The sequence below is a fragment of the Amylibacter sp. IMCC11727 genome (genome assembly GCF_029854195.1).
In the GTDB taxonomy this organism is placed as follows: domain Bacteria; phylum Pseudomonadota; class Alphaproteobacteria; order Rhodobacterales; family Rhodobacteraceae; genus Amylibacter.
Map to the genome: position 1 here is coordinate 2,525,658 of NZ_CP122960.1, position 18,967 is coordinate 2,544,624.

Annotated in this window: 17 protein-coding genes; 10 read left to right on the top strand and 7 right to left on the bottom strand. The window is 54.2% G+C overall.

Features of this window, described 5'->3' with window-relative positions:
• The gene (locus tag QBD29_RS12790; RefSeq protein WP_280098480.1) at window positions 1-3,198 is read left to right on the top strand and encodes a reductive dehalogenase; all 3,198 of its coding nucleotides are present in this window, start codon (window positions 1-3) and stop codon (window positions 3,196-3,198) included.
• A gap of 7 nt (window positions 3,199-3,205) precedes the next feature.
• On the opposite strand, the gene QBD29_RS12795 is transcribed toward QBD29_RS12790, so the two are convergent.
• Complete coding sequence (locus QBD29_RS12795; protein WP_280098481.1) at window positions 3,206-3,484, bottom strand: DUF3572 domain-containing protein; 279 nt, start codon at window positions 3,482-3,484, stop codon at window positions 3,206-3,208.
• 135 nt (window positions 3,485-3,619) lie between these two features.
• Here QBD29_RS12795 and QBD29_RS12800 point away from each other — a divergent pair, with 135 nt between their 5' ends.
• A complete protein-coding gene (locus tag QBD29_RS12800; protein ID WP_280098482.1) occupies window positions 3,620-5,005 on the top strand; it encodes a diguanylate cyclase in 1,386 nt (461 codons plus the stop codon).
• 15 nt (window positions 5,006-5,020) lie between these two features.
• On the opposite strand, the gene QBD29_RS12805 is transcribed toward QBD29_RS12800, so the two are convergent.
• From QBD29_RS12805 to QBD29_RS12820, 4 genes are all read right to left on the bottom strand, one after another.
• Window positions 5,021-5,527 carry a periplasmic heavy metal sensor gene (locus tag QBD29_RS12805; protein WP_280098483.1) on the bottom strand — a complete coding sequence of 169 codons (507 nt, stop codon included), beginning with the start codon at window positions 5,525-5,527 and terminating at the stop codon, window positions 5,021-5,023.
• A 27-nt stretch (window positions 5,528-5,554) separates the two neighbouring features.
• Window positions 5,555-5,905 carry a hypothetical protein gene (locus tag QBD29_RS12810; RefSeq protein WP_280098484.1) on the bottom strand — a complete coding sequence of 117 codons (351 nt, stop codon included), beginning with the start codon at window positions 5,903-5,905 and terminating at the stop codon, window positions 5,555-5,557.
• The gene (locus tag QBD29_RS12815; RefSeq protein WP_280100967.1) at window positions 5,906-6,493 is read right to left on the bottom strand and encodes an RNA polymerase sigma factor; all 588 of its coding nucleotides are present in this window, start codon (window positions 6,491-6,493) and stop codon (window positions 5,906-5,908) included.
• Window positions 6,494-6,564: 71 nt separating this feature from the next.
• Window positions 6,565-7,020, bottom strand: a complete 456-nt coding sequence (locus QBD29_RS12820) for an EF-hand domain-containing protein (RefSeq protein ID WP_280098485.1) — start codon at window positions 7,018-7,020, stop codon at window positions 6,565-6,567.
• Window positions 7,021-7,182: 162 nt separating this feature from the next.
• On the opposite strand from QBD29_RS12820, the gene QBD29_RS12825 reads away from it, so the two are divergent.
• From QBD29_RS12825 to QBD29_RS12850, 6 genes are all read left to right on the top strand, one after another.
• The gene (locus QBD29_RS12825; protein WP_280098486.1) at window positions 7,183-7,602 is read left to right on the top strand and encodes a DUF983 domain-containing protein; all 420 of its coding nucleotides are present in this window, start codon (window positions 7,183-7,185) and stop codon (window positions 7,600-7,602) included.
• A 65-nt stretch (window positions 7,603-7,667) separates the two neighbouring features.
• Entirely contained in the window at window positions 7,668-8,363 is a 696-nt protein-coding gene (locus tag QBD29_RS12830) for an NUDIX hydrolase (protein ID WP_280098487.1), read from the top strand.
• A gap of 57 nt (window positions 8,364-8,420) precedes the next feature.
• Entirely contained in the window at window positions 8,421-9,881 is a 1,461-nt protein-coding gene (locus QBD29_RS12835) for a PLP-dependent aminotransferase family protein (protein WP_280098488.1), read from the top strand.
• Window positions 9,882-10,059: 178 nt separating this feature from the next.
• Window positions 10,060-11,049, top strand: a complete 990-nt coding sequence (locus QBD29_RS12840) for an ABC transporter substrate-binding protein (RefSeq protein WP_280098489.1) — start codon at window positions 10,060-10,062, stop codon at window positions 11,047-11,049.
• Window positions 11,050-11,158: 109 nt separating this feature from the next.
• Window positions 11,159-11,962, top strand: a complete 804-nt coding sequence (locus QBD29_RS12845) for an ABC transporter ATP-binding protein (RefSeq protein WP_280098490.1) — start codon at window positions 11,159-11,161, stop codon at window positions 11,960-11,962.
• Window positions 11,962-13,290: an ABC transporter permease gene (locus QBD29_RS12850; RefSeq protein ID WP_280098491.1), complete on the top strand. Its 1,329-nt coding sequence runs from the start codon at window positions 11,962-11,964 to the stop codon at window positions 13,288-13,290. Before QBD29_RS12845 ends, QBD29_RS12850 begins: the two co-directional genes overlap by 1 nt.
• Before the next feature lie 201 nt (window positions 13,291-13,491).
• On the opposite strand, the gene QBD29_RS12855 is transcribed toward QBD29_RS12850, so the two are convergent.
• Entirely contained in the window at window positions 13,492-14,040 is a 549-nt protein-coding gene (locus QBD29_RS12855) for a hypothetical protein (RefSeq protein WP_280098492.1), read from the bottom strand.
• A 279-nt stretch (window positions 14,041-14,319) separates the two neighbouring features.
• A complete protein-coding gene (locus tag QBD29_RS12860; RefSeq protein WP_280098493.1) occupies window positions 14,320-14,805 on the bottom strand; it encodes an N-acetyltransferase in 486 nt (161 codons plus the stop codon).
• Window positions 14,806-15,073: 268 nt separating this feature from the next.
• Between QBD29_RS12860 and QBD29_RS12865 the strand changes: the two genes are divergently transcribed.
• Complete coding sequence (locus QBD29_RS12865; protein ID WP_280098494.1) at window positions 15,074-16,006, top strand: bifunctional enoyl-CoA hydratase/phosphate acetyltransferase; 933 nt, start codon at window positions 15,074-15,076, stop codon at window positions 16,004-16,006.
• A gap of 69 nt (window positions 16,007-16,075) precedes the next feature.
• The gene (locus QBD29_RS12870; protein ID WP_280098495.1) at window positions 16,076-18,910 is read left to right on the top strand and encodes a molybdopterin oxidoreductase family protein; all 2,835 of its coding nucleotides are present in this window, start codon (window positions 16,076-16,078) and stop codon (window positions 18,908-18,910) included.
• Window positions 18,911-18,967: the final 57 nt, after the last annotated feature.

Sequence of the window (18,967 nt, forward strand, 5' to 3'; positions counted from 1 at the left end):
ATGACCAAACTCTTTTCCTACAAAAATCGCCCGCCCCACCTTGGTCCCTATCCGCTGGAACGATTGCGCCGCACCGAAACCGCGCCCGATCTGTCGTCCATGCCCCCCCAGCAACAGGTCACATTTACCGCCGACGATCCCGTTTCAGTGATCAACGCCATGGGCGAATATCAAGCCATGATGGATGTGATCCGCGATGGCACGGTTAAGGCTGAAATGGCGACCATCCCGTCTGACCCCCAAGAACGGGCCAATCACCTCAAGGCGTTTGGATATTACTGTGACGCGTCCATGGTCGGCACCACCCGCATCACATCCGATCTGTGGCTTAAAACCCCCTTTTCCAATCCAGATGTGGATCGCCTTTCGGACACGCTGCGCACCAAACAGGTGAAAACTCTCGCCTCTGGCATCGATATGATCATGGCTGGCCTGCGCGAAGCCATGGCCGCCCCACCAACCACTTGTGACCACCACACAAACGCAATCGCCTTTTTGTACGAATACCCCCGCGATCCAAAACCCGACGAAAAGGGCAGCGATTGGATAAAAGACGCACAAACCCACCGCGCCGCCCTGCGCGCCTCTGAAACCACCAGTGTTTTGGCCGCTTACATCCGATCCTTGGGATATGACGCACGCGCCCATTCCGCATCTGCTACCGATATTGATCTGGCGCGGTGTTCCGTGGCCGCTGGCCTGGCGCAAAACCTCGACGGTGTGGCCAGCAACCCTATCCTTGGCACACGATTTGGCCTGTCTGTCATCACCACAACGCTCGAAATTACCCCAGACCAACCGCTCGCCGCGGATCAACCACCGCTCTATTCTTATAAATTTGGCACGGGCAAACACGCCAAATCCGCCCGCACCCGCGATCCCTTTGCCAAACGGGATTTCGCCGATGGCCCGCACCCCTATGAAAAGCTGAAAAAAGTCGATGACCCAACCACCTACATCGACGCCCCCAACGTGGCTCGCGTTCCCAAACGCGCTGATATGTTTGCCCGCTCCCTGTTCGGTGATCTTGGAAAATCCACGCAAGAGGCCGCCAAAAATGGCAACTATGCTCGGAAATCTGCAGCTGCCTTTGCATTCCGCCACGCCCTTGGCGCGTTCGTCCTGTTGCAAGACGGCGGCAAAGCAGATGAAATCCACCCCTCCGTATCCGACGCAGATCGCAACGCCGCCAACCTAAAGGCCACCGCCTACTTCTTGGGTTGTGATGCCGTTGGGCTCTCTGCCTGCCCGGACTGGTGTTATTATTCCCATGATGCCACAGGCGCAGAACTAACGCCTTACCACTCCAACGCAATTTCCATCGTGATCGACCAAGGCCACGAAACCATGGAAGGCGCATCAGGGGATGACTGGATCGCCTGCGCCCAATCCATGCGCGCCTATCTGCGGTTTTCCCTACTGGGCGGCGTCCTTGGCCAGCAAATCCGCAACATGGGGTACACCGCAAACGTCCACACCGTTATGGGATCCGAAGTCGTGCAACCGCCGCTCATGCTCTTGTCGGGCCTTGGCGAAGTGTCACGCATCGGCGAGGTGATCCTCAACCCCTTCCTAGGTCCGCGCCTGAAATCGGGCACCGTCACCACCAATATGCCGATGACGCATGACAAACCCATCGACTTTGGCCTGCAAAAATTCTGTGAATCCTGCAACAAATGCGCCCGAGAATGCCCATCAGGCGCAATCACCGCAGGCCCAAAGCTAATGTTCAACGGCTATGAAATCTGGAAATCCGACAGCCAGAAATGCACCACCTACCGCATCACCACCGCAGGGGGCGCAATGTGCGGGCGCTGTATGAAAACCTGCCCTTGGAACCTCGAAGGCCTGTTTTCCGAAGCCCCTTTCCGCTGGGCCGCCTCAAACCTGCCGTTTGCGGCCAAGGCATTGGCAAAACTTGATGATATGGCGGGCAACGGCTCCATCAATCCTGTGAAAAAATGGTGGTGGGATTTGGAAATGGTCGATGACGGCCCTTACACCACGCCCCAAAAACCTGTTTCCGCCCGTGATCTGTCCCTCAACCTCGATCTGAAATTCGAAGACCAGACATTGGCGGTTTATCCCGCCAACCTGTTGCCCCCGCCCTATCCGTGGCCCTTCCCGATGGATCGCGAAGCCGCGATTAAAGCCTATCACGATATGATCCCAGCGTCCGAGCACAAACGCCGCCGCGCCGCGGGACAACCGCCAGAACACACCTATTCCTTTGACGACACCGCCGATAAACCCGTCATGCGCGTTCAGGTGTCAAAGGTCGAAAAGCTGTCTGATCTGGTCACGCTCTACGAATTTTCTAACCCAGATGGTTCCCCCCTGCCCCCCAGCACCGCGGGGGCGCATATTGACGTGGTCGTCGCACCCGAGTTTTTCCGCCAATACTCCATGTCACACGATCCCGCTGACCCGTCCAAATATCAAATCGCAGTCCTGCGCGAAGACGGGGGGCGCGGCGGCTCCAAACTTATGGCCCGCTCGTTTGAACAGGGCCGCATGGTGTTTATTTCCAAACCCCTCAATCACTTCCCTCTGATCGAAAACGCGTCAAAATCATACCTCATGGGCGGGGGAATTGGGATCACACCGATGGTGGCCATGGCGCATCGGCTCCATGCCATTGGTGCGGATTTCGAACTGCATTATTCCGCGTCCCGCGCCGATCAAGCCGCTTTTGATACGATCCTACGCAATCAACCGTGGTCCAACCGCGTATCCCTGCATTATTCTGATCAAGGTTCCCGCGCCGATCTGGCACACATCCTGCAATTCAAAGACGGCGCACATGTTTATACTTGCGGGCCAGATGCTTATATGGCGTCCGTTCTCGACACAGCTACAGCAAACGGCTTTCCAGAAGACAACCGCCACATGGAATACTTCTCGGTCCCCGAACAACCCGAATACGAAAACCACGCCTTTACTTTGAAACTGGCGAAATCGGGACGCAGCTTTGACATCCCCGCAGACAAGTCGCCAACGGATGTGCTGCAAGAGGCTGGCGTGCAAATCGACGTGAAATGCTCAGACGGCATTTGCGGCGTCTGCAAATGCGGCATCATTTCGGGCGAGGTTGAACACCGCGACTTTGTTTTGTCCAACAAGCAACGCGAAACCGCCTTAATCCTATGTCAGTCACGGGCAGCAAAAGCAAACGGGGTTCTGGAAATAGACCTTTAAAGTGTGTTCAAGTCCAATGCGGTGTTCCTTGCCCTGGCAGGGATTGTTGCGCCATGTATGGTGTTTGATAATCAAGCCCATGGTCATCACAAAACCCCATGATCCATTGATCATCCATCAACAAAAAGCCGAGCACTGACCCTTGGAAATCCACATCCGCCGCGCGGGTGCGCAGATCGTCCACGCTGGCCCCACTGGCCCCTAAAAATACATCGCGCACGTCATCATTTCCAACGATCCAAGCAAGGGCTTGCAGGGCGACAACTTCGGCGGCGTCTGGGGTCATTACGAACAATCCGTTTCAATTTTTCTTTAATCGGGAAAGGTTTCATTAACACCTTTGGCGTTTCCTGTCAGGACACAACGCCACTTTCTGTTCGTCTTGTCTCAACAATGCGCAGCCCAGCAAAGGAACCCCTCAATGCCAGGACGAATACTGGTTTATGATCCAATCATAACCAACAGATTGATGCTCAAGGCGCAGTTGTCGCACGACTTCTTTGATGTCTGTCTTGCGACCGATCTGACGGACCTTCAATCGAACTTGCGCCACAACCGTCCAGATGTGGTGCTGATGTCCTATCACGCGGATCGCGCTACGAATTTTGAAGCGGTCAATTGGATCAAATCCAATCCCGTCACCCATTACGTGCCCATTGTGTTCTTGGCGAACGCGTCTGATACCTCGGTGTGGGATCACTCTCATGATTTTCTGGTAGAAGATGTGGTGCATTACACCGCGCCAAAATGGGTCATGACCGCACGGCTCAACCTGTTGATCCGCTCCAAAGAACACATCGATGGTCTGGTGGCCCAACACCGCACCATGTCGGACATGGGGTTTGCCGAACAAAACCTGTCGTTCCCGCCCCCATCAACTCAACAACATTTTATTGATCTGACACTGGCCCACGCCAGTTTTGATGATGCGTTCATCGCCCAAGTCGCAGCGCTCCTCTCGCAAGATTTCCCAAGCCTGCAAATCATCACCAAATCACGCCGCCTTCCCCACACGCGAACGGCGGATTTATACGTCATTGATCCCGACCCTCTTGGCCAAGGGGCCGCATTTGCGAAAATGATGGCACTGCGCCGATCAGGGGCACAAAATGCGGCGGCGGTGCTGTTCACAACAGACATTGCGAACCAGAAGCTGATGCAACGCGCGTTGGAATTTGGGGCCAATGATTTTGCCGCTACAGCGTGTTGCGCAACCGAAATGGCCAGCCGTATTCGCCGCGTTTTGTGGCACCGCGATATGGCCAAAAACGCTGAACAATCCGTATCGCATCATTTACAATCTGCACTGCACGACCCGCTCACTGGACTTTATAATCGTCGCTACGCATTGCAGCATCTGAACCGCCTTATGCTGGCGGCAAAACCAACAGGTCGCGCCGTGACCGCAATGGTCATTGATCTTGATCGGTTCAAGACGATCAACGACACTTATGGCCATCTTACAGGGGACCTCGTGCTGCAAGAAACCGCGCAAAGGTTGCGTAAAAACCTACGAACAGCGGATCTTTTGGCGCGGATCGGGGGCGAAGAATTCCTCGTGGTTCTTGAAGGGGCCAGCATGGATCGCGTGCGCCGCATTGCCGAACGGTTACGCCGCCAAATATCATCTACCCCTTACACTGCTGCGGATGGACAACCCATCGCCCTATCTGCCAGCATCGGGGTCGGCGCCACACGCACAACTTGGGACACGTGCACCGCCATCATCGACAGCGCCGATGTGGCTTTGTATCGCGCCAAAAACAGCGGGCGGGATTGCGTCACGTTTAACGAAAAGGCCGCGTGAGCAGGCTGCGTACAGTTATTCCCGCCGCTTGTGTTTCGACTTGCGCCGCTCCGCCTGAATCTCTTTGGCCCGTTCAAAATGGGCAGCGCGTTCTGCATCGCTCATCGCAATAACTGCAGCCAGATACGCCTCATGCAACGATTGTGTCTTGCTCAGCACCGCCCCTTGCGACGCAGTCATTGCCGCGCGTACAGCCTCTGGTGAAAAAGGGGTTTCCTGCAACGATTGTTCTAACATATCGCGGTGCTTGCGCATGGATTTTCGAAACGCCTTGCGATCCTTGGACCCTTTCCCAACCAACGCCATAACGTCTGTCTGCGCGGGCTCTGGCAGGGCTAGAATATAGGCGCCAAGCCCCATTGAAACACGGTCCAAATGCCGCCCCTTGGGTCCTTGGTGTTTCCAAAACGCGCCAGCAAAAGCCGCAACAATCAACAGGTTCACCGCGAAAGACGCGATAAACGCCACTCGCAACCAATTGCGCGGTTTCTTTGGAGTTTTCGCGTTTTGTTGATCAGTCATTGCATCTATCCACTTGTTTCATCCGCTTCATAATTCGTTTTCAAGGTACAGATCGAAACCATCATCCAAAGACGCCAAATCCGCACCAGGAACATAACTCAACACCGCATCAGGGGATGTGAACCCCACAATCATTCCCAAACACGCACAGGCCGCCAGTGTCGTGATCCCAGCCCAGCCGCCAAACAATTCCGCCCAAACAGCGCGAGACCGTTTTGGCACCACAGCAGGTACAGTCTGAACAGCGGCGTCTTGCACATGCTGCGCATCCGCCAAAATTCGTGCCATGAGGTCCGCACTTGGAACGGGATCAGCCGATTTCGCCGCTCCAAACAGCGCATCAAACCCGTCGTTGTGATGTGTACCATTCTTTGACATCTAAAATTCCAATCCCAATTCCACTTTATGCACCGCCAACGCCTGCGCCAAGCCGCGTTTGCCCCGCGCTAACAGGCTCTCAACTGCATCGACGGAAACGCCCATCACTTCGGCTACCTCTGGATTGCTCAGCTCTTGTAAAAACCGCAAAGAAACCGCCTGCCGTTGTCGTTCTGGCAGGGTTTGCAACGCCGTCTGCAAGGCCGCCGCACGATCTTGGCCGATCATTTTTGTTTCGACAGATGGGGTTTCATCCATTGGCTCAGCCACACTGTCGATATCCGCCGTGCGCCGTTTGCCCGCATGTTTGCGCAACCGATCTGTACAAAGATTGCTCGCAACGCGGTACAGCCAGGTTGAAACCTTTGCTTCGCCCTGCCGCCATTCTGGAGCGATCTTCCAAAGCCGCATCAACGCCTCTTGTGCCACATCTTCGGCCTCGGCCCGATCATTCAACATCCGAAACGCCAATGCCAAAACACGCGGAGTGTGACGATACGCCAGCTGGTTTGCTGCCGCGCCATCCCCATTCGCGAACAACACCATCAAGGCGTCGTCACTTATGTTGCTCTGGGTATCGAAAGGCATCATGCTGACCCGAACTACCTTTGTTTGCAAAAGGACGCAACGCGCAGTCCATCCACGCGTTGCGCTTCGAATTATTCTTCGTGCTTACGGAATTTGCCGCGCATCGCTTTCATTTCGTCCTTGGAAATGCGCCCATCGCCATCTTTGTCCAAACGTTCCATCATGCGTTCAACAACCTTGCCAGTCATTTCTTCCTTTTGCAGCAGGCCATCTCCATTGGTATCTGCTTTGGCCATCATCTTGGCGCGGCGTTTTTCAGCGCGATCTTTGCGCTTTGCTTCCCGCTTTTCACGGTGCGCGGTCATTTCGGCTTCATCCAGCGCGCCATCATCATTTGTGTCGATTTCCGCGAATTTCGCATCCCGTGATGCCTGAATTTCCGCCGCATCTAAAAAGCCATCACCGTTGGAATCGACCTTTTCAAACCGAGTTTCCATTTTGCTTTTGGCCAAAACAGGGGCCATCGTCGCTGTGCCAACAAACGCAGCGGTAACACCCAAAGCGATCAGTTTCACTGAAGTTTTCATCTGTTTAACTTTCCTAAGTTGCGCATTTTTTGTGCTTCGTGGCAGTGATACGCGCCGCGCCGCCCCTTCCGTCGCCGCTTTGGCAAAAAAAATTTTGCGACATCCCGCCGCAAGACAGGTTGTCCCAGTTCAATCGGATCAAAGCTGTCCTATATAGTCTGCATGGAACAAACAGATCACATCACCAACGACAACTTGGCCGAACGCGAAGCAAAGCCAGCCATGCTGCGCGGCTGGCGTCGTAAATGCCCAAATTGCGGTACGGGTCCGATGCTCAAGGGCTATTTGACTGTGCGCGACACTTGCGAAGTGTGTTCCGAAGAATTGCATCACCACCGCGCCGATGACGGCCCGTCTTATGTGACTATTCTTGTCTGTGGCCATATCCTTGCGCCCATTATGATGTATGTTTTTGAAACATGGCGCCCTGATACTCTGGTGCTGACTGTTAGCTTCATGATCGCTTTTGTGGCACTGGCATTGTATCTATTGCCACGGATCAAAGGCGTCTTTGTGGGTCTGCAATGGGCCAAACGCATGCACGGCTTTGGCCGTGACGCAGCGCAATCCCCAGCCGAATAACCAGAACCGCTAGACTTTTTGCCTGCTGCCCGATTTATATGGGCCAAACAATTACAGGCACACTCATGTCCGATACTTTGCCCAAAGACGTTCCGATAAAAAACGCCGCTACAGTCATTCTGGTGCGGGATGCGCAGGATGGTCCGCAGGTTTTGATGGGCCAACGGGGCAAAGCCGCAGTATTCATGCCCAATAAATTTGTCTTTCCAGGCGGGGGGCTTGATGCCGCGGATGCCGAAGTCACGCTTAATGGCAGCGCTTCAAAAACCTGCATGACACGCCTCACCAACCTATCTGACGATGATATCGCGCTTCCCTTGCTGGCCGCAGCCATTCGCGAAATGTGGGAAGAAACAGGCCACGCTATTGGCACACCATCAGATCGCGCCGCCGAATTGGCCAACACCCAGCCCGAAAACTGGCGCAGCTTTTTCCAATCTGGCCACCTGCCTGATCCGTCTGGGCTGGAGTTCATTTTTCGCGCTGTCACGCCACCAGGTCGCCCTCGTCGGTTCGATGCCCGATTCTTTTTGGGCCGTGCGGATCTGATCCAAGGGGATTTGGATGATTTCTCTCGCGCCGAAGATGAATTATCCCACCTCCAGTGGATTCCTCTGTCGAAATCTCGTGAATTTGACCTCCCCTTCATCACCGAAGTGGTGCTGGCAGAGGTGCAAAACCGACTGGCCAACCCAGACGCAGATCACCCCGTTCCGTTTTTCAGTCATGACGGCGAGCGATCCCAATTCCTCAGTCTGTAGACGGTATCGGGAATTAAGTCCACTTTACCTGCCGATTAAGTCCAGTTATATGGGCGTATGGCCCTTTCCGAAGACCTCTTTTTCCTCGACCCCGCGTTCGAGGGCAGCTTGCAAAGCCAAATTCGCCAGATCGTGGCCTCGGCTATTCTATCGCGGCGCTTTTTGCCGGGGGAACGATTGCCCTCATCTCGCAAACTGGCAAAACACTTGGGCATCAGCCGCATTACCGTCACGCTGTCTTATCAGGAATTGGTGGCAGACGGATATCTTGCAACGCGATCCCGTTCTGGCTTTTTTGTGGCCGACGATGCACCGTCTTCTGCGTTTGATGGCAAAACCGCCCCCCAACACGATCAGGTGGATTGGGACAGCGCCCTTTTGCGTAACTATGCAGGCGCCGCCAAAGTGGAGAAAACCTTTAACTGGCAGTCCTACCCCTACCCTTTCATCTATGGCCAAGCGGATCCAAAACTGTTCAGCCATTCTAACTGGCGGCTCTGCGCGCATCAGGCACTCGGCAAAAAGGAATTTGACAGCCTTACCTCTGATTACGCCGAAGAAGACGACCCCCAACTGATCGACTTTATCGCGCGCCATACGCTGACACGGCGCGGCATTCACGCGAACCGCGATCAAATCCTGTTGACCGTGGGGGCACAAAACGCTCTCTGGATGGTGGCGCAGCTGCTGCTTGGTCCAAACCGCAAAGCAGCCTATGAAAATCCAGGCTACCCGGGGTTGCGCGGTATTTTGCGCCAATCTGATTGCACGCTTGTGGCCATCGACGTGGACAAAGACGGCATGAACCCCGCCGATTTGCCTGAAGATACAGATGTGGTGTTCACCACCCCCAGCCACCACGCCCCAACCGCCGCAACGATGCCCATGTCCCGCCGTCATGCGTTGTTAAAGCGGGCAACGGACAGCAACATGATCATTGTCGAAGACGACTATGAATTTGAAATGTCGTTCCTCAATGCTCCGTCCCCCGCGCTCAAGTCACTCGATACCGAAGGGCGCGTGATTTACGTTGGCAGCTTTTCGAAATCTTTGTTCCCGGGTCTGCGTCTTGGCTACCTCGTTGCCTCCGAACCGCTCATCCGACAGGCCCGCGCCCTGCGCTCCACAGTGTTGCGCCATCCTCCGGGCCACATGCAGCGCACCACCGCAAATTTCCTTGCCCTTGGGCACTATGATGCCCTGATCCGCCGCATGAAAGACGCCTATTTCGAACGCCGCCAAGTGATGGCACAGGCGCTCGAAGACCACGACCTTACGGTGGCTGGCTCCGCATCTTTTGGCGGGTCATCGTTTTGGATGCGTGCCCCCGATCACGTCAACACCGAACACCTCGCCGCAGAACTGAAATCCCAAGGTGTGCTCATCGAACCTGGCGCTCCTTTCTTTGAAGGCCGCGAAGGCCCACACAATCATTATCGGTTGGCTTATTCGTCCATCGACAGTGCGGCGATCCCCAAAGGTGTATCCATCATTTCAAAAGTGATAAAAAACCTCTAGCGCTCAGAGCGCAGTTTTGTCACAGTATGGGTCGTTGGAATCATTCAATGGGTCATCTGGCACTATCCTATGCCCCTTAAAAGATTCCAGTGTTCGCGCAGGGGAACATCCGTTTGGGTATCCCTTGCAAGTAAATCGCTGCGGTGCTGTCAAATCACCGCAGATCAGGGAGAATAACATGAAATTGACTAAAACACTCACAGCTATGGCCGTGGCTCTTGCTGCTACAACAGGTACAGCAGCAAACGCACTGGACGAACTGGTTGTTGCTTACTTCTTGGAATGGCCAACACCAAACCAGTACGCGCAAGCAAACAAGCTCTACTCCGAAAAACTGGGCATTCCAGTGAAATGGGTTGCATTCGACGCAGGTACAGCAATGTCCGCAGCGATGGCGTCTGGCGACGTACACATCTCCTACTCACAAGGTGTAACACCGTTCTTGGTAGCAACTGCTGCTGGTCAAGACCTTCAGGTCGTAGACATCGCCGTATCCTACTCTGACAACGACAACTGTGTTGTACGTTCCGAGCTGGAAATCTCCAAAGACAACGTGATGGAATTGAAAGGCAAGAAAGTTGCTGTTCCTTTGGGCACAGCTGCACACTCTGGCTTCCTCGCACAGATCGCGCACTTCGGTATGTCCGAGTCTGACTTCACAATCGTTGACATGGCACCATCTGACTCCGCTGCTGCGTTTGCACAGCCAAACACAGACCTCGCTATGGCATGTGGTTGGGGCGGTTCCTTGCGCGCAATGAAGCAGCACGGCAACCCAATCATCGAAGGTGCTGAAAAAGAAGCCGTTGTTGGTAAAGTGTTCGACGTAACATCCGTTCCAACAGCATTCGGTGAAGAAAACCCAGACATCCTGGCGAAATTCTTGGCAATTACTGCGGAAATGAACGCACAATACGCCAAAGACCCAGCGCCAATGATGGAAGGCATCGCCAAAGAAGCTGGTATGGACATGGAAGGCACATCTGCTGTTATCGGCACGTTCGTATTCCCTGACACAGCAACTCAGCTGTCCGCAGACTGGATGGGTGGTGGCGTAGCCGAGTACCTGGCAGAAAAAGCGGCAGGCCTTGGCGACAAGATCACACCACTGTCTGATTACTCTGCAGTTGTGAACTCTTCTTACCTGGAAGCTGCTTCAAAAATGTAAGGAATTCGCCTGATATTCAGGCGTTTCATAGAAAATAGGTGTGGCCCCCTGTACATTGACGGGGCCACGCCACACACTTCCCCAATAAAAAACGAAACAGGGACACCTCATGTCGGGACTCATCATTGACGATGTTTCTATGACCTTCGAATTGCCCAATGGCGGCAAAGTCGAAGCTCTTAAAAACATCAACCTCAACATCAAGGAAGGCGAGCTGATGTCAGTTCTCGGGCCTTCTGGGTGCGGGAAATCAACGCTCCTCAACATCCTCGCAGGGTTCCTTGCGCCAACCGCTGGCCAATTGTCCTTGTCTGGTGAAAACATCTCGGGCCCCAGCCCCAAACGCGGCATGGTATTCCAGCATGGTGCGCTGTTTGAATGGATGAACGTAACCAAAAACATCGGTTTTGGCCCAAAAATGAAGGGTATGCCACAAGCCCAGATCAACGAAAAAGTCGAAGAATTGCTCGACATCGTTGGCTTGCAGGACTTTGGCGAAAAGATGATCTACGAAATGTCTGGCGGCATGCAGCAACGTGTGGCTTTGGCCCGTTGCTTGGCCAACGAACCTGACGTTATCCTGATGGATGAACCGCTTGGCGCGCTTGACGCACTGACCCGCGAAAAGATGCAAAGCCTCGTGCTCGACATCTGGAAGAAAACGGGCAAAACCATCATTTTGATCACACACTCAGTAGAAGAAGCGCTCCTCTTGGGCGAACGCCTTCTGGTTATGGCCCCGCGCCCTGGCCGTGTTCACAAAGAATATCACCTACCTTTTGCAGAACTCGGCGTCGGCGCTGATCTGCGTGAAGTGAAACGCCATGAAGACTTCGGCCCAAAGCGGGATGAAATCCTGTCTATGATTTGGGACATGGAAGAAGAAATCATGGGTCGGACGGAGACAGCATAATGTGGTTTGAAGTCGCAGAAGCCCTCGTCACCTCCTTTTGGATGGTGATTGGCATTACCATTATCCTCGGCTTGTTTGTGGTGTTTTCCATCGCAATCAGCTTCATTTACCGTGCCTATGACAAAACCAAAGACAAAGCACGCGGCTATTCCAGCCTGAAAACCGTGACTTTTGGGGACGAAAGTTCGGTTGTTGCAAACCGCGTTGCTTCCATTGCTGCGGTTCTGTCCGTTTTCCTGATTTGGTGCATCGCCACAGGCTCCAGCTTGATCCCAACGATCCTGCCACCGCCATTCACAGGTGACACACAATTTGAATACACGGCCCGCAACGCCGCTGGCGAAGAAGCAACGGCAACCGTGTTTGTTCGGGTTCACAAAGCCACCGAGTCAAAGCCTGAAAAGCTGACCAATGCCGCCCAAGGCGATGGTTTTGCCAAAGACGACGTCTTGCTGATCCCAGAGCGCCGCTCCAAGATCATCAAAGTTCAAGACAACGATGAAGGCGGTAAAGAAGACGGTTACGAAGTGATCGCCATCAACGGTCAACCCGTTGTGCGTGAAAACGTCTATCCCTACGCAGATGGCGAAATCCTTGTGACCAAACGGGGCAGCCTCTCTGTGCGCCCATCCACGGGTCGCACAATGGAAGCACTATACCTGCCTCCACCAGAACAGGTCTGGTCCCGTTTCTTGGACCTGTCCGCGAACGGCTACCAAGGTGTTGGCCTTTGGGAAAACGTGTTCTGGTCCTTGTTCCGCGTTGTGATCGGCTTTGCCCTTGGTTGCCTGTTCGGCATCCCGCTTGGCTTTGCCATTGGCCTCAACTCATGGCTGCGCGGCTGGTTTGATCCCATCGTAGAGGTCATGCGCCCCGTACCACCATTGGCGTTGATCCCGCTGGTCATCATCTGGTTCGGCATTGGCGAACAGGGTAAAATTTCCCTGCTGTTCCTCGCCGCACTGTGGATCATGATCATCGCCGCACGCGCTGGTGTATCAGGTGTCAGCATCTCTAAGGTGCATGCCGCGTACTCCCTCGGGGCCAGCAAACGCCAATTGTTGACCAAGGTCATCCTTCCAAACTCCCTGCCTGAGATTTTCACAGGCGCACGGGTTGCGATGGGTGTCTGTTGGGGCACAGTGGTTGCCGCCGAATTGGTTGCTGCGGAAAAAGGGGCCGGTAAAATGATTATCGCTGCGTCTAAATTCCAGCTCACCGATATTGTTATCATCGGCATCATCATCATCGGCGTCATCGGTCTGGGCATCGACGTGCTGATGCGTATGGTCGAAAACAAACTGGTGCCATGGAAAGGCAAAGGCTGATCGAATTAGCCTGTTAAAATACAGAAAGGGCCGCTCGATTGAGTGGCCCTTTTTTGTTGGAAACAAGAACGGTGGGATACCCTTAAGTCATAGGAACGTATGGGATTACTTCAGAGGTATGCTCTGATCACTCTTTAGATCAAAAACCTACATTCATGATTGAGCAAGCTAAGTTCCTGATGATTTCACCGAAAACACAGATTACCGTCGATGTGTATCTCGCAGTTTCTTCATCCGTTTGCGAGTTCTTAATACCACAAAGCGCCTTAACCAATATGATGATTGCTTGCCTATCCATCGGGACTTTCGGAGCACGTCTTTACGATGCATTGCTTTAAACGATTTTTCGTCAAAATCGCTTTCCCGAAGCTCGTTGCGCTGCTTTTGTAAAGCGTCGATTTCAGCTTGAACAATCGCCTGCTTAGTGAGCAACTTTTCCGCAAAAGTAATCTCGCTGCCTATGCACAGCCTTTCAATCCGCAAGCGGTTTGAGCCTTCGTAAGCGATACCCCAATTATCCACGCGTGCGTGACAAGTTTCATGTACGATTGTCAGAGCAAGGTCCGCAACTGTCGCAGTCTTTGCATGACTTTGGCCAAAAAAACAAATACCCATTTTTACGTCGAACCATGCAAGCGCATAGTCAGAGATTTCTACCACAAGGCCGCCTGGTAATAACCGTCGGATTTGGTTGATGATTTTGGGATCAGTTTCGGCGATCAAATTGAGGGGTTGCTCAAGTCTTTTCAACAAGTCAGTGCTAAGAAGGACATGGACCCTCAAGCGAATACCCAAGTGCTCCGACTTCACGAATAAAATACGCCATCGAATTTGGCTTCGTATGCCCATGATCACCTATATTCTGCACGAAATCGTCTGAGCTATTTTGTTTTGGAACCAAAAGAACTCTGTGATTTAACCTAAAAATTTAAAACTGCTCGTTTTAACGTATTATGCCACTTCAATAAGTGACCTTCTTTTCCATAATGGCATCTGTCGCTCTGATTTAAAACCGTCCTGTCAAAGTACTCACCCCAACCGCTTAAACATCACCAACGCATCCACATACCCCAACTCAGGATGGTCAAACGCCTCTGGCAATCGCCCCACTTCCTCAAACCCCAGTTTCCGCCACAGCCCAACAGCCCCCACATTGCTCGCCAGCACGAAATTAAACTGCATGGCACGAAACCCCAATTCCACCGCCCGCACCTGTGATTGCTCGCACATCATCCGCGCAATGCCTCGCCCTTGCGCATCACTGGCCACCATATACCCACAGTTACACACATGCGCACCGCCGCCCGCATTGTTCGCTTTGATGTAATAGGTCCCCAGAACCACCCCATCTTCCACCGCGACCCATGTTTCGCGCGGGGCGTCCATCCAAATCCGCCGCGCACCCGCGCGATCCGTATCAGGATCAATGGCATAGGTGGTTCCCGCAGCTACGATCTGACGAAAAATCGGCCAAATCTGTGCAAAATCCGCATCCGTGGCTTGGCGAATGTCCATTCCCCTGCCTCCCCTTTTTGTTTTTCAAATATTTTGACAAGGCCGCGTTCAAACGGCAACCCCACCAAAGAAACGCCAATTGCACAGTTTCTGCTTCTATTTCAAAGGCATTTGCGTTACCAATAACTAATGAGACCATTGGTCTCAATATTTGTAAATTTAGCAGATTTCTGGGAAATTGGGTCCATCCGCGCGGTAAACTGGACCTAATAACACGCCCACGAATATCCGATACCCAATCTGCTGCCCCAAAGGACCTGAATCACTGATGTCTCGCTCTGCTTTTCTGTCTCAGACCGCCCCCGATTGTCCGCCCTCTCTCATTGCTCAAGCCGCCACTGGCCCCGCACCCCGCGTGGCCATCGCTCGCGCAGGGGCCGAACTGCCGATGATGGCCGCCAAAGACGCCACAGAAGCAGGCATTATGACCCCGATTTTTGTGGGCGAAGAGGATGCGATCAAAGCAGAAGCCGACACGTTAAACTGGGACATCTCCGGCTACGCCATCCACAACACAAATGGCGAGGCAGACGCCGCGAACACAGCAGCCGCCTTATGCGGTTCAGACGAAGCAGATGTGCTGATGAAGGGCCACCTGCACACCGACATGTTCATGAAAGGCGTGCTCACGCGGGACAACGGCCTGCGCACCGCATCACGCCTTGTGCATGTGTTCCACATCACACCACCTGGCCGCGATGAACCGCTGCTGGTTTCTGATGCGGCTGTCAACGTCACACCCGATATCAAAACCCGCCAAGCCTGCACACAAGCCGTGGTGGACCTTGCCCGCGCACGCGGCATTGAACGCCCAAAGGTGGCGTTCCTCTCCGCCACAGAATCCGCCATTCCCTCTGTGCCATCCTCTATAGAAGCGCAAGAATTGTGTGATTGGGCCACAGCTGAAATCGACGGCGCTGATTTCTCGGGTCCGCTCGCGATGGACCTGATCCTATCCCCCGAAGCGGTGGCCACAAAGGGCCTTACCGATAATCCGGTTGCGGGCCGCGCAGACTGCATCGTGGTGCCCGACATCGTGTCTGGCAACGCCATTTTCAAATCCCTCGTTTACATGGGCGGCGGCTGTGCCGGCGGAGTTGTGATGGGCGCCAAAGTCCCCGTCCTTTTGACATCGCGCGCCGATCCCCCTGCCGCCCGCATGGCATCCGCTGCGCTTGCAGCGATCTTAACCCGAAAATAGGGATAACATCCCAACCCATACCTGCCACACTAGCGCAAATCGCATACACGTCCGAACCGGAGCCCAGCTATGAACAAACACGTACAGCCAGACCTCGATACCTCCCCCAAAGTATCGGACGAGATCCGCAAAACCACCTGTTACATGTGCGCTTGTCGGTGCGGCATCAACGTCCACATGGAAGGCGAAAAGGTCAAATACATCGAAGGCAACCGCGATCACCCGATCAACCGTGGTGTTCTGTGTGCCAAAGGCTCTGCTGGCATTATGCAGCATTATTCCCCTGCGCGCCTCAACGCGCCGATGAAACGGGTTGGTCCGCGTGGTTCGGGCGAATTCGAAGAAATCTCATGGGACGAAGCCTTCCAAATCGCATCCGATTGGCTGACACCGCTGCGCGAAACCGCACCAGAAAAGCTGGCGTTCTTCACAGGCCGCGACCAATCCCAATCCCTAACGTCCATGTGGGCACAGAACTTTGGCACGCCAAACTATGCCGCGCACGGCGGGTTCTGTTCCGTAAACATGGCTGCCGCTGGCATTTACACCATGGGCGGTGCGTTCTGGGAATTTGGCCAACCCGATTGGGAGCGGGCCGAAATGTTCATGATCTTTGGCGTTGCCGAAGACCACGATTCCAACCCCATCAAACTCGGCCTCTCCCGCCTAAAAGAACGCGGCGCAAAGGTCGTGGGCGTAAACCCAGTGCGTTCAGGCTATAACGCCATCGCAGACGAATGGGTCGGCATCACACCTGGCACAGACGGCCTGTTCATCCTGTCGATGATCCGCGAACTGCTGGCCGCCGGCAAAGTCGATCTCGACTACCTCATCCGCTACACCAACTCCCCCTACCTTGTGAACGTTACCGAAGGATCGCCCGAAAATGGCCTGTTCCTGCGTGACAAAAACGGCGAACCACTGGTTCTGGACCGTGTCAGCGGCAAAGCCGTTGCTTGGAACAAAAAGGGCGTGAAACCGAACCTGCAAGGGGAATACACTGTCAACGGTGTGAAATACCGCCCTGCCTTTCAACTAATGGCGGAAAAATACCTTGTGGATGACTACGCCCCCGAAAATGTTGCCGAAAAAACGGGCGTTAAGGCTGATACAATTCGCCGCCTCGCCGCTGAGCTGGCCCAAACGGCTTTTGAAAAAGAAGTGGTCATCGACCAACCGTGGACAGATTTCCGTGGTGAAAAGCACGAAAAAATGATCGGTCGCCCCGTCGCCTTCCACGCAATGCGCGGAATTTCGGCGCACTCTAACGGCTTCCAAACCTGCCGCGCCCTGCACTTGTTGCAAATCCTGCTCGGTTCGGTCGAAGTTCCAGGCGGCTACCGCTTCAAACCGCCGTATCCAAAACCTGTCACGATCCACCCCAAACCTCATTCGGGCGTAACTCCTGGCAAACCGCTCAACGGTCCACACCTCGGTTTCCCGCAAGGCCCCGAGGACCTCGCAATCGACAAAGACGGCAACGCGATCCGCATCGACAAGGCGTTCACATGGGAAAACCCCATGTCCGCCCACGGCATGATGCACATGGTGATCTCCAACGCCCACGCAGGTGTCCCATACAAAATCGACACGCTGTTTATGTATATGGCGAACATGTCGTGGAACTCCTCCATGAACACGCGCAGCGTCATGGATATGCTGACAGATAAAGGCGAAGATGGCGAATATGTGATCCCGCGCATCATCTATTCCGATGCCTACTCCTCGGAAATGGTTGCATTTTCTGACCTGATCTTGCCCGATACAACCTACCTTGAACGTCACGACTGTATCTCCCTGCTTGATCGTCCGATTTCCGAATCCGAAGCCATGTGCGACAGCATCCGCTGGCCCGTTGTGGAACCAGACCGCGATGTGCGCGGCTTCCAATCCGCACTGATTCAGCTGGGCGGCAAAATGAAACTGCCAGGGTTCACCGCCGAAGACGGCAGCCCTTTGTACGAGGATTACGCCGACTACATCACCAACCACCAACGCCGCCCCGGTGTTGGCCCACTAGCTGGTTGGCGCAACGAAGACGGCTCTGGCAAAGGGCGCGGCACGCCGAACCCGAAACAGATCGACACCTACATCGAAAACGGTGGCTTCTTCATGGATCACATCCCAGATGAGGCCCTGTTCTTCAAACCTTGGAACCAAGCCTATCAGGATTGGGCCGTGGAACGGGGCCTGTTTGATGCACCTGCGCCCTATATGTTCAACGTCTATGTCGAACAAATCCAGAAATTCAAACTGGCCGCCGAAGGCCACGGTGATATCCAACCACCAGATTACCTGCGCGATCAGCTAAAGGTGGCGATGGACCCGCTGCCAACATGGTGGCAACCTTACGAAGAAGCGCTGGTTGACGGTGAAGAGTATCCGCTCCACGCGCTCACCCAGCGCCCTGCCGCGATGTACCACTCTTGGGGCTCGCAAAACGCATGGCTGCGCCAAATCCACGGCCACAACCCGCTCTATGTGTCTGGTGACATTTGGGCACAGCACGGCTTTGCCGAAGGCGATTGGGCTTACCTCAAATCCCACCACGGCGAAATCAAAGTGCCCGTTGTCAAAATGGACGCGCTCAACGCAAAAACCGTCTGGACATGGAACGCCATCGGTAAACGCAAGGGCGCATGGGCACTCGACAAAGACGCACCAGAAACCACCAAAGGTTTCTTGCTCAACCACCTGATCCACGAACTGCTGCCCCCAAAAGGCGACGGTTTGCGCTGGTCCAACTCCGACCCAATCACGGGCCAAGCCGCATGGTACGACCTGCGCGTCAACATCCGCCGCGCTGATGCGCCCGCTGATTTGCAGTCACAACCAAGCCCAGCGCCACAGCAATCCCCTGTGGGGCAAGGGCCGAAAGACATCGCCTACGGAGAAGAGTTCTGACCCGAACACACTCCATAACAGGCCATGGCGGCGTAAAACTCCACGTCACCGACCTCG

Bases quoted from the DNA above. Each gene is read 5' to 3' on its own strand.
- QBD29_RS12845 (WP_280098490.1), top strand. From the start codon at position 11,159: ATGTCGGGACTCATCATTGACGATGTTTCTATGACCTTCGAATTGCCC.
- QBD29_RS12830 (WP_280098487.1), top strand. From the start codon at position 7,668: ATGTCCGATACTTTGCCCAAAGACGTTCCGATAAAAAACGCCGCTACA.
- QBD29_RS12805 (WP_280098483.1), bottom strand. From the start codon at position 5,527: ATGACTGATCAACAAAACGCGAAAACTCCAAAGAAACCGCGCAATTGG.
- QBD29_RS12795 (WP_280098481.1), bottom strand. From the start codon at position 3,484: ATGACCCCAGACGCCGCCGAAGTTGTCGCCCTGCAAGCCCTTGCTTGG.
- QBD29_RS12865 (WP_280098494.1), top strand. From the start codon at position 15,074: ATGTCTCGCTCTGCTTTTCTGTCTCAGACCGCCCCCGATTGTCCGCCC.
- QBD29_RS12840 (WP_280098489.1), top strand. From the start codon at position 10,060: ATGAAATTGACTAAAACACTCACAGCTATGGCCGTGGCTCTTGCTGCT.
- QBD29_RS12870 (WP_280098495.1), top strand. From the start codon at position 16,076: ATGAACAAACACGTACAGCCAGACCTCGATACCTCCCCCAAAGTATCG.
- QBD29_RS12790 (WP_280098480.1), top strand. From the start codon at position 1: ATGACCAAACTCTTTTCCTACAAAAATCGCCCGCCCCACCTTGGTCCC.
- QBD29_RS12850 (WP_280098491.1), top strand. From the start codon at position 11,962: ATGTGGTTTGAAGTCGCAGAAGCCCTCGTCACCTCCTTTTGGATGGTG.
- QBD29_RS12815 (WP_280100967.1), bottom strand. From the start codon at position 6,493: ATGCCTTTCGATACCCAGAGCAACATAAGTGACGACGCCTTGATGGTG.
- QBD29_RS12825 (WP_280098486.1), top strand. From the start codon at position 7,183: ATGGAACAAACAGATCACATCACCAACGACAACTTGGCCGAACGCGAA.
- QBD29_RS12810 (WP_280098484.1), bottom strand. From the start codon at position 5,905: ATGTCAAAGAATGGTACACATCACAACGACGGGTTTGATGCGCTGTTT.
- QBD29_RS12800 (WP_280098482.1), top strand. From the start codon at position 3,620: ATGCCAGGACGAATACTGGTTTATGATCCAATCATAACCAACAGATTG.
- QBD29_RS12820 (WP_280098485.1), bottom strand. From the start codon at position 7,020: ATGAAAACTTCAGTGAAACTGATCGCTTTGGGTGTTACCGCTGCGTTT.
- QBD29_RS12860 (WP_280098493.1), bottom strand. From the start codon at position 14,805: ATGGACATTCGCCAAGCCACGGATGCGGATTTTGCACAGATTTGGCCG.
- QBD29_RS12835 (WP_280098488.1), top strand. From the start codon at position 8,421: ATGGCCCTTTCCGAAGACCTCTTTTTCCTCGACCCCGCGTTCGAGGGC.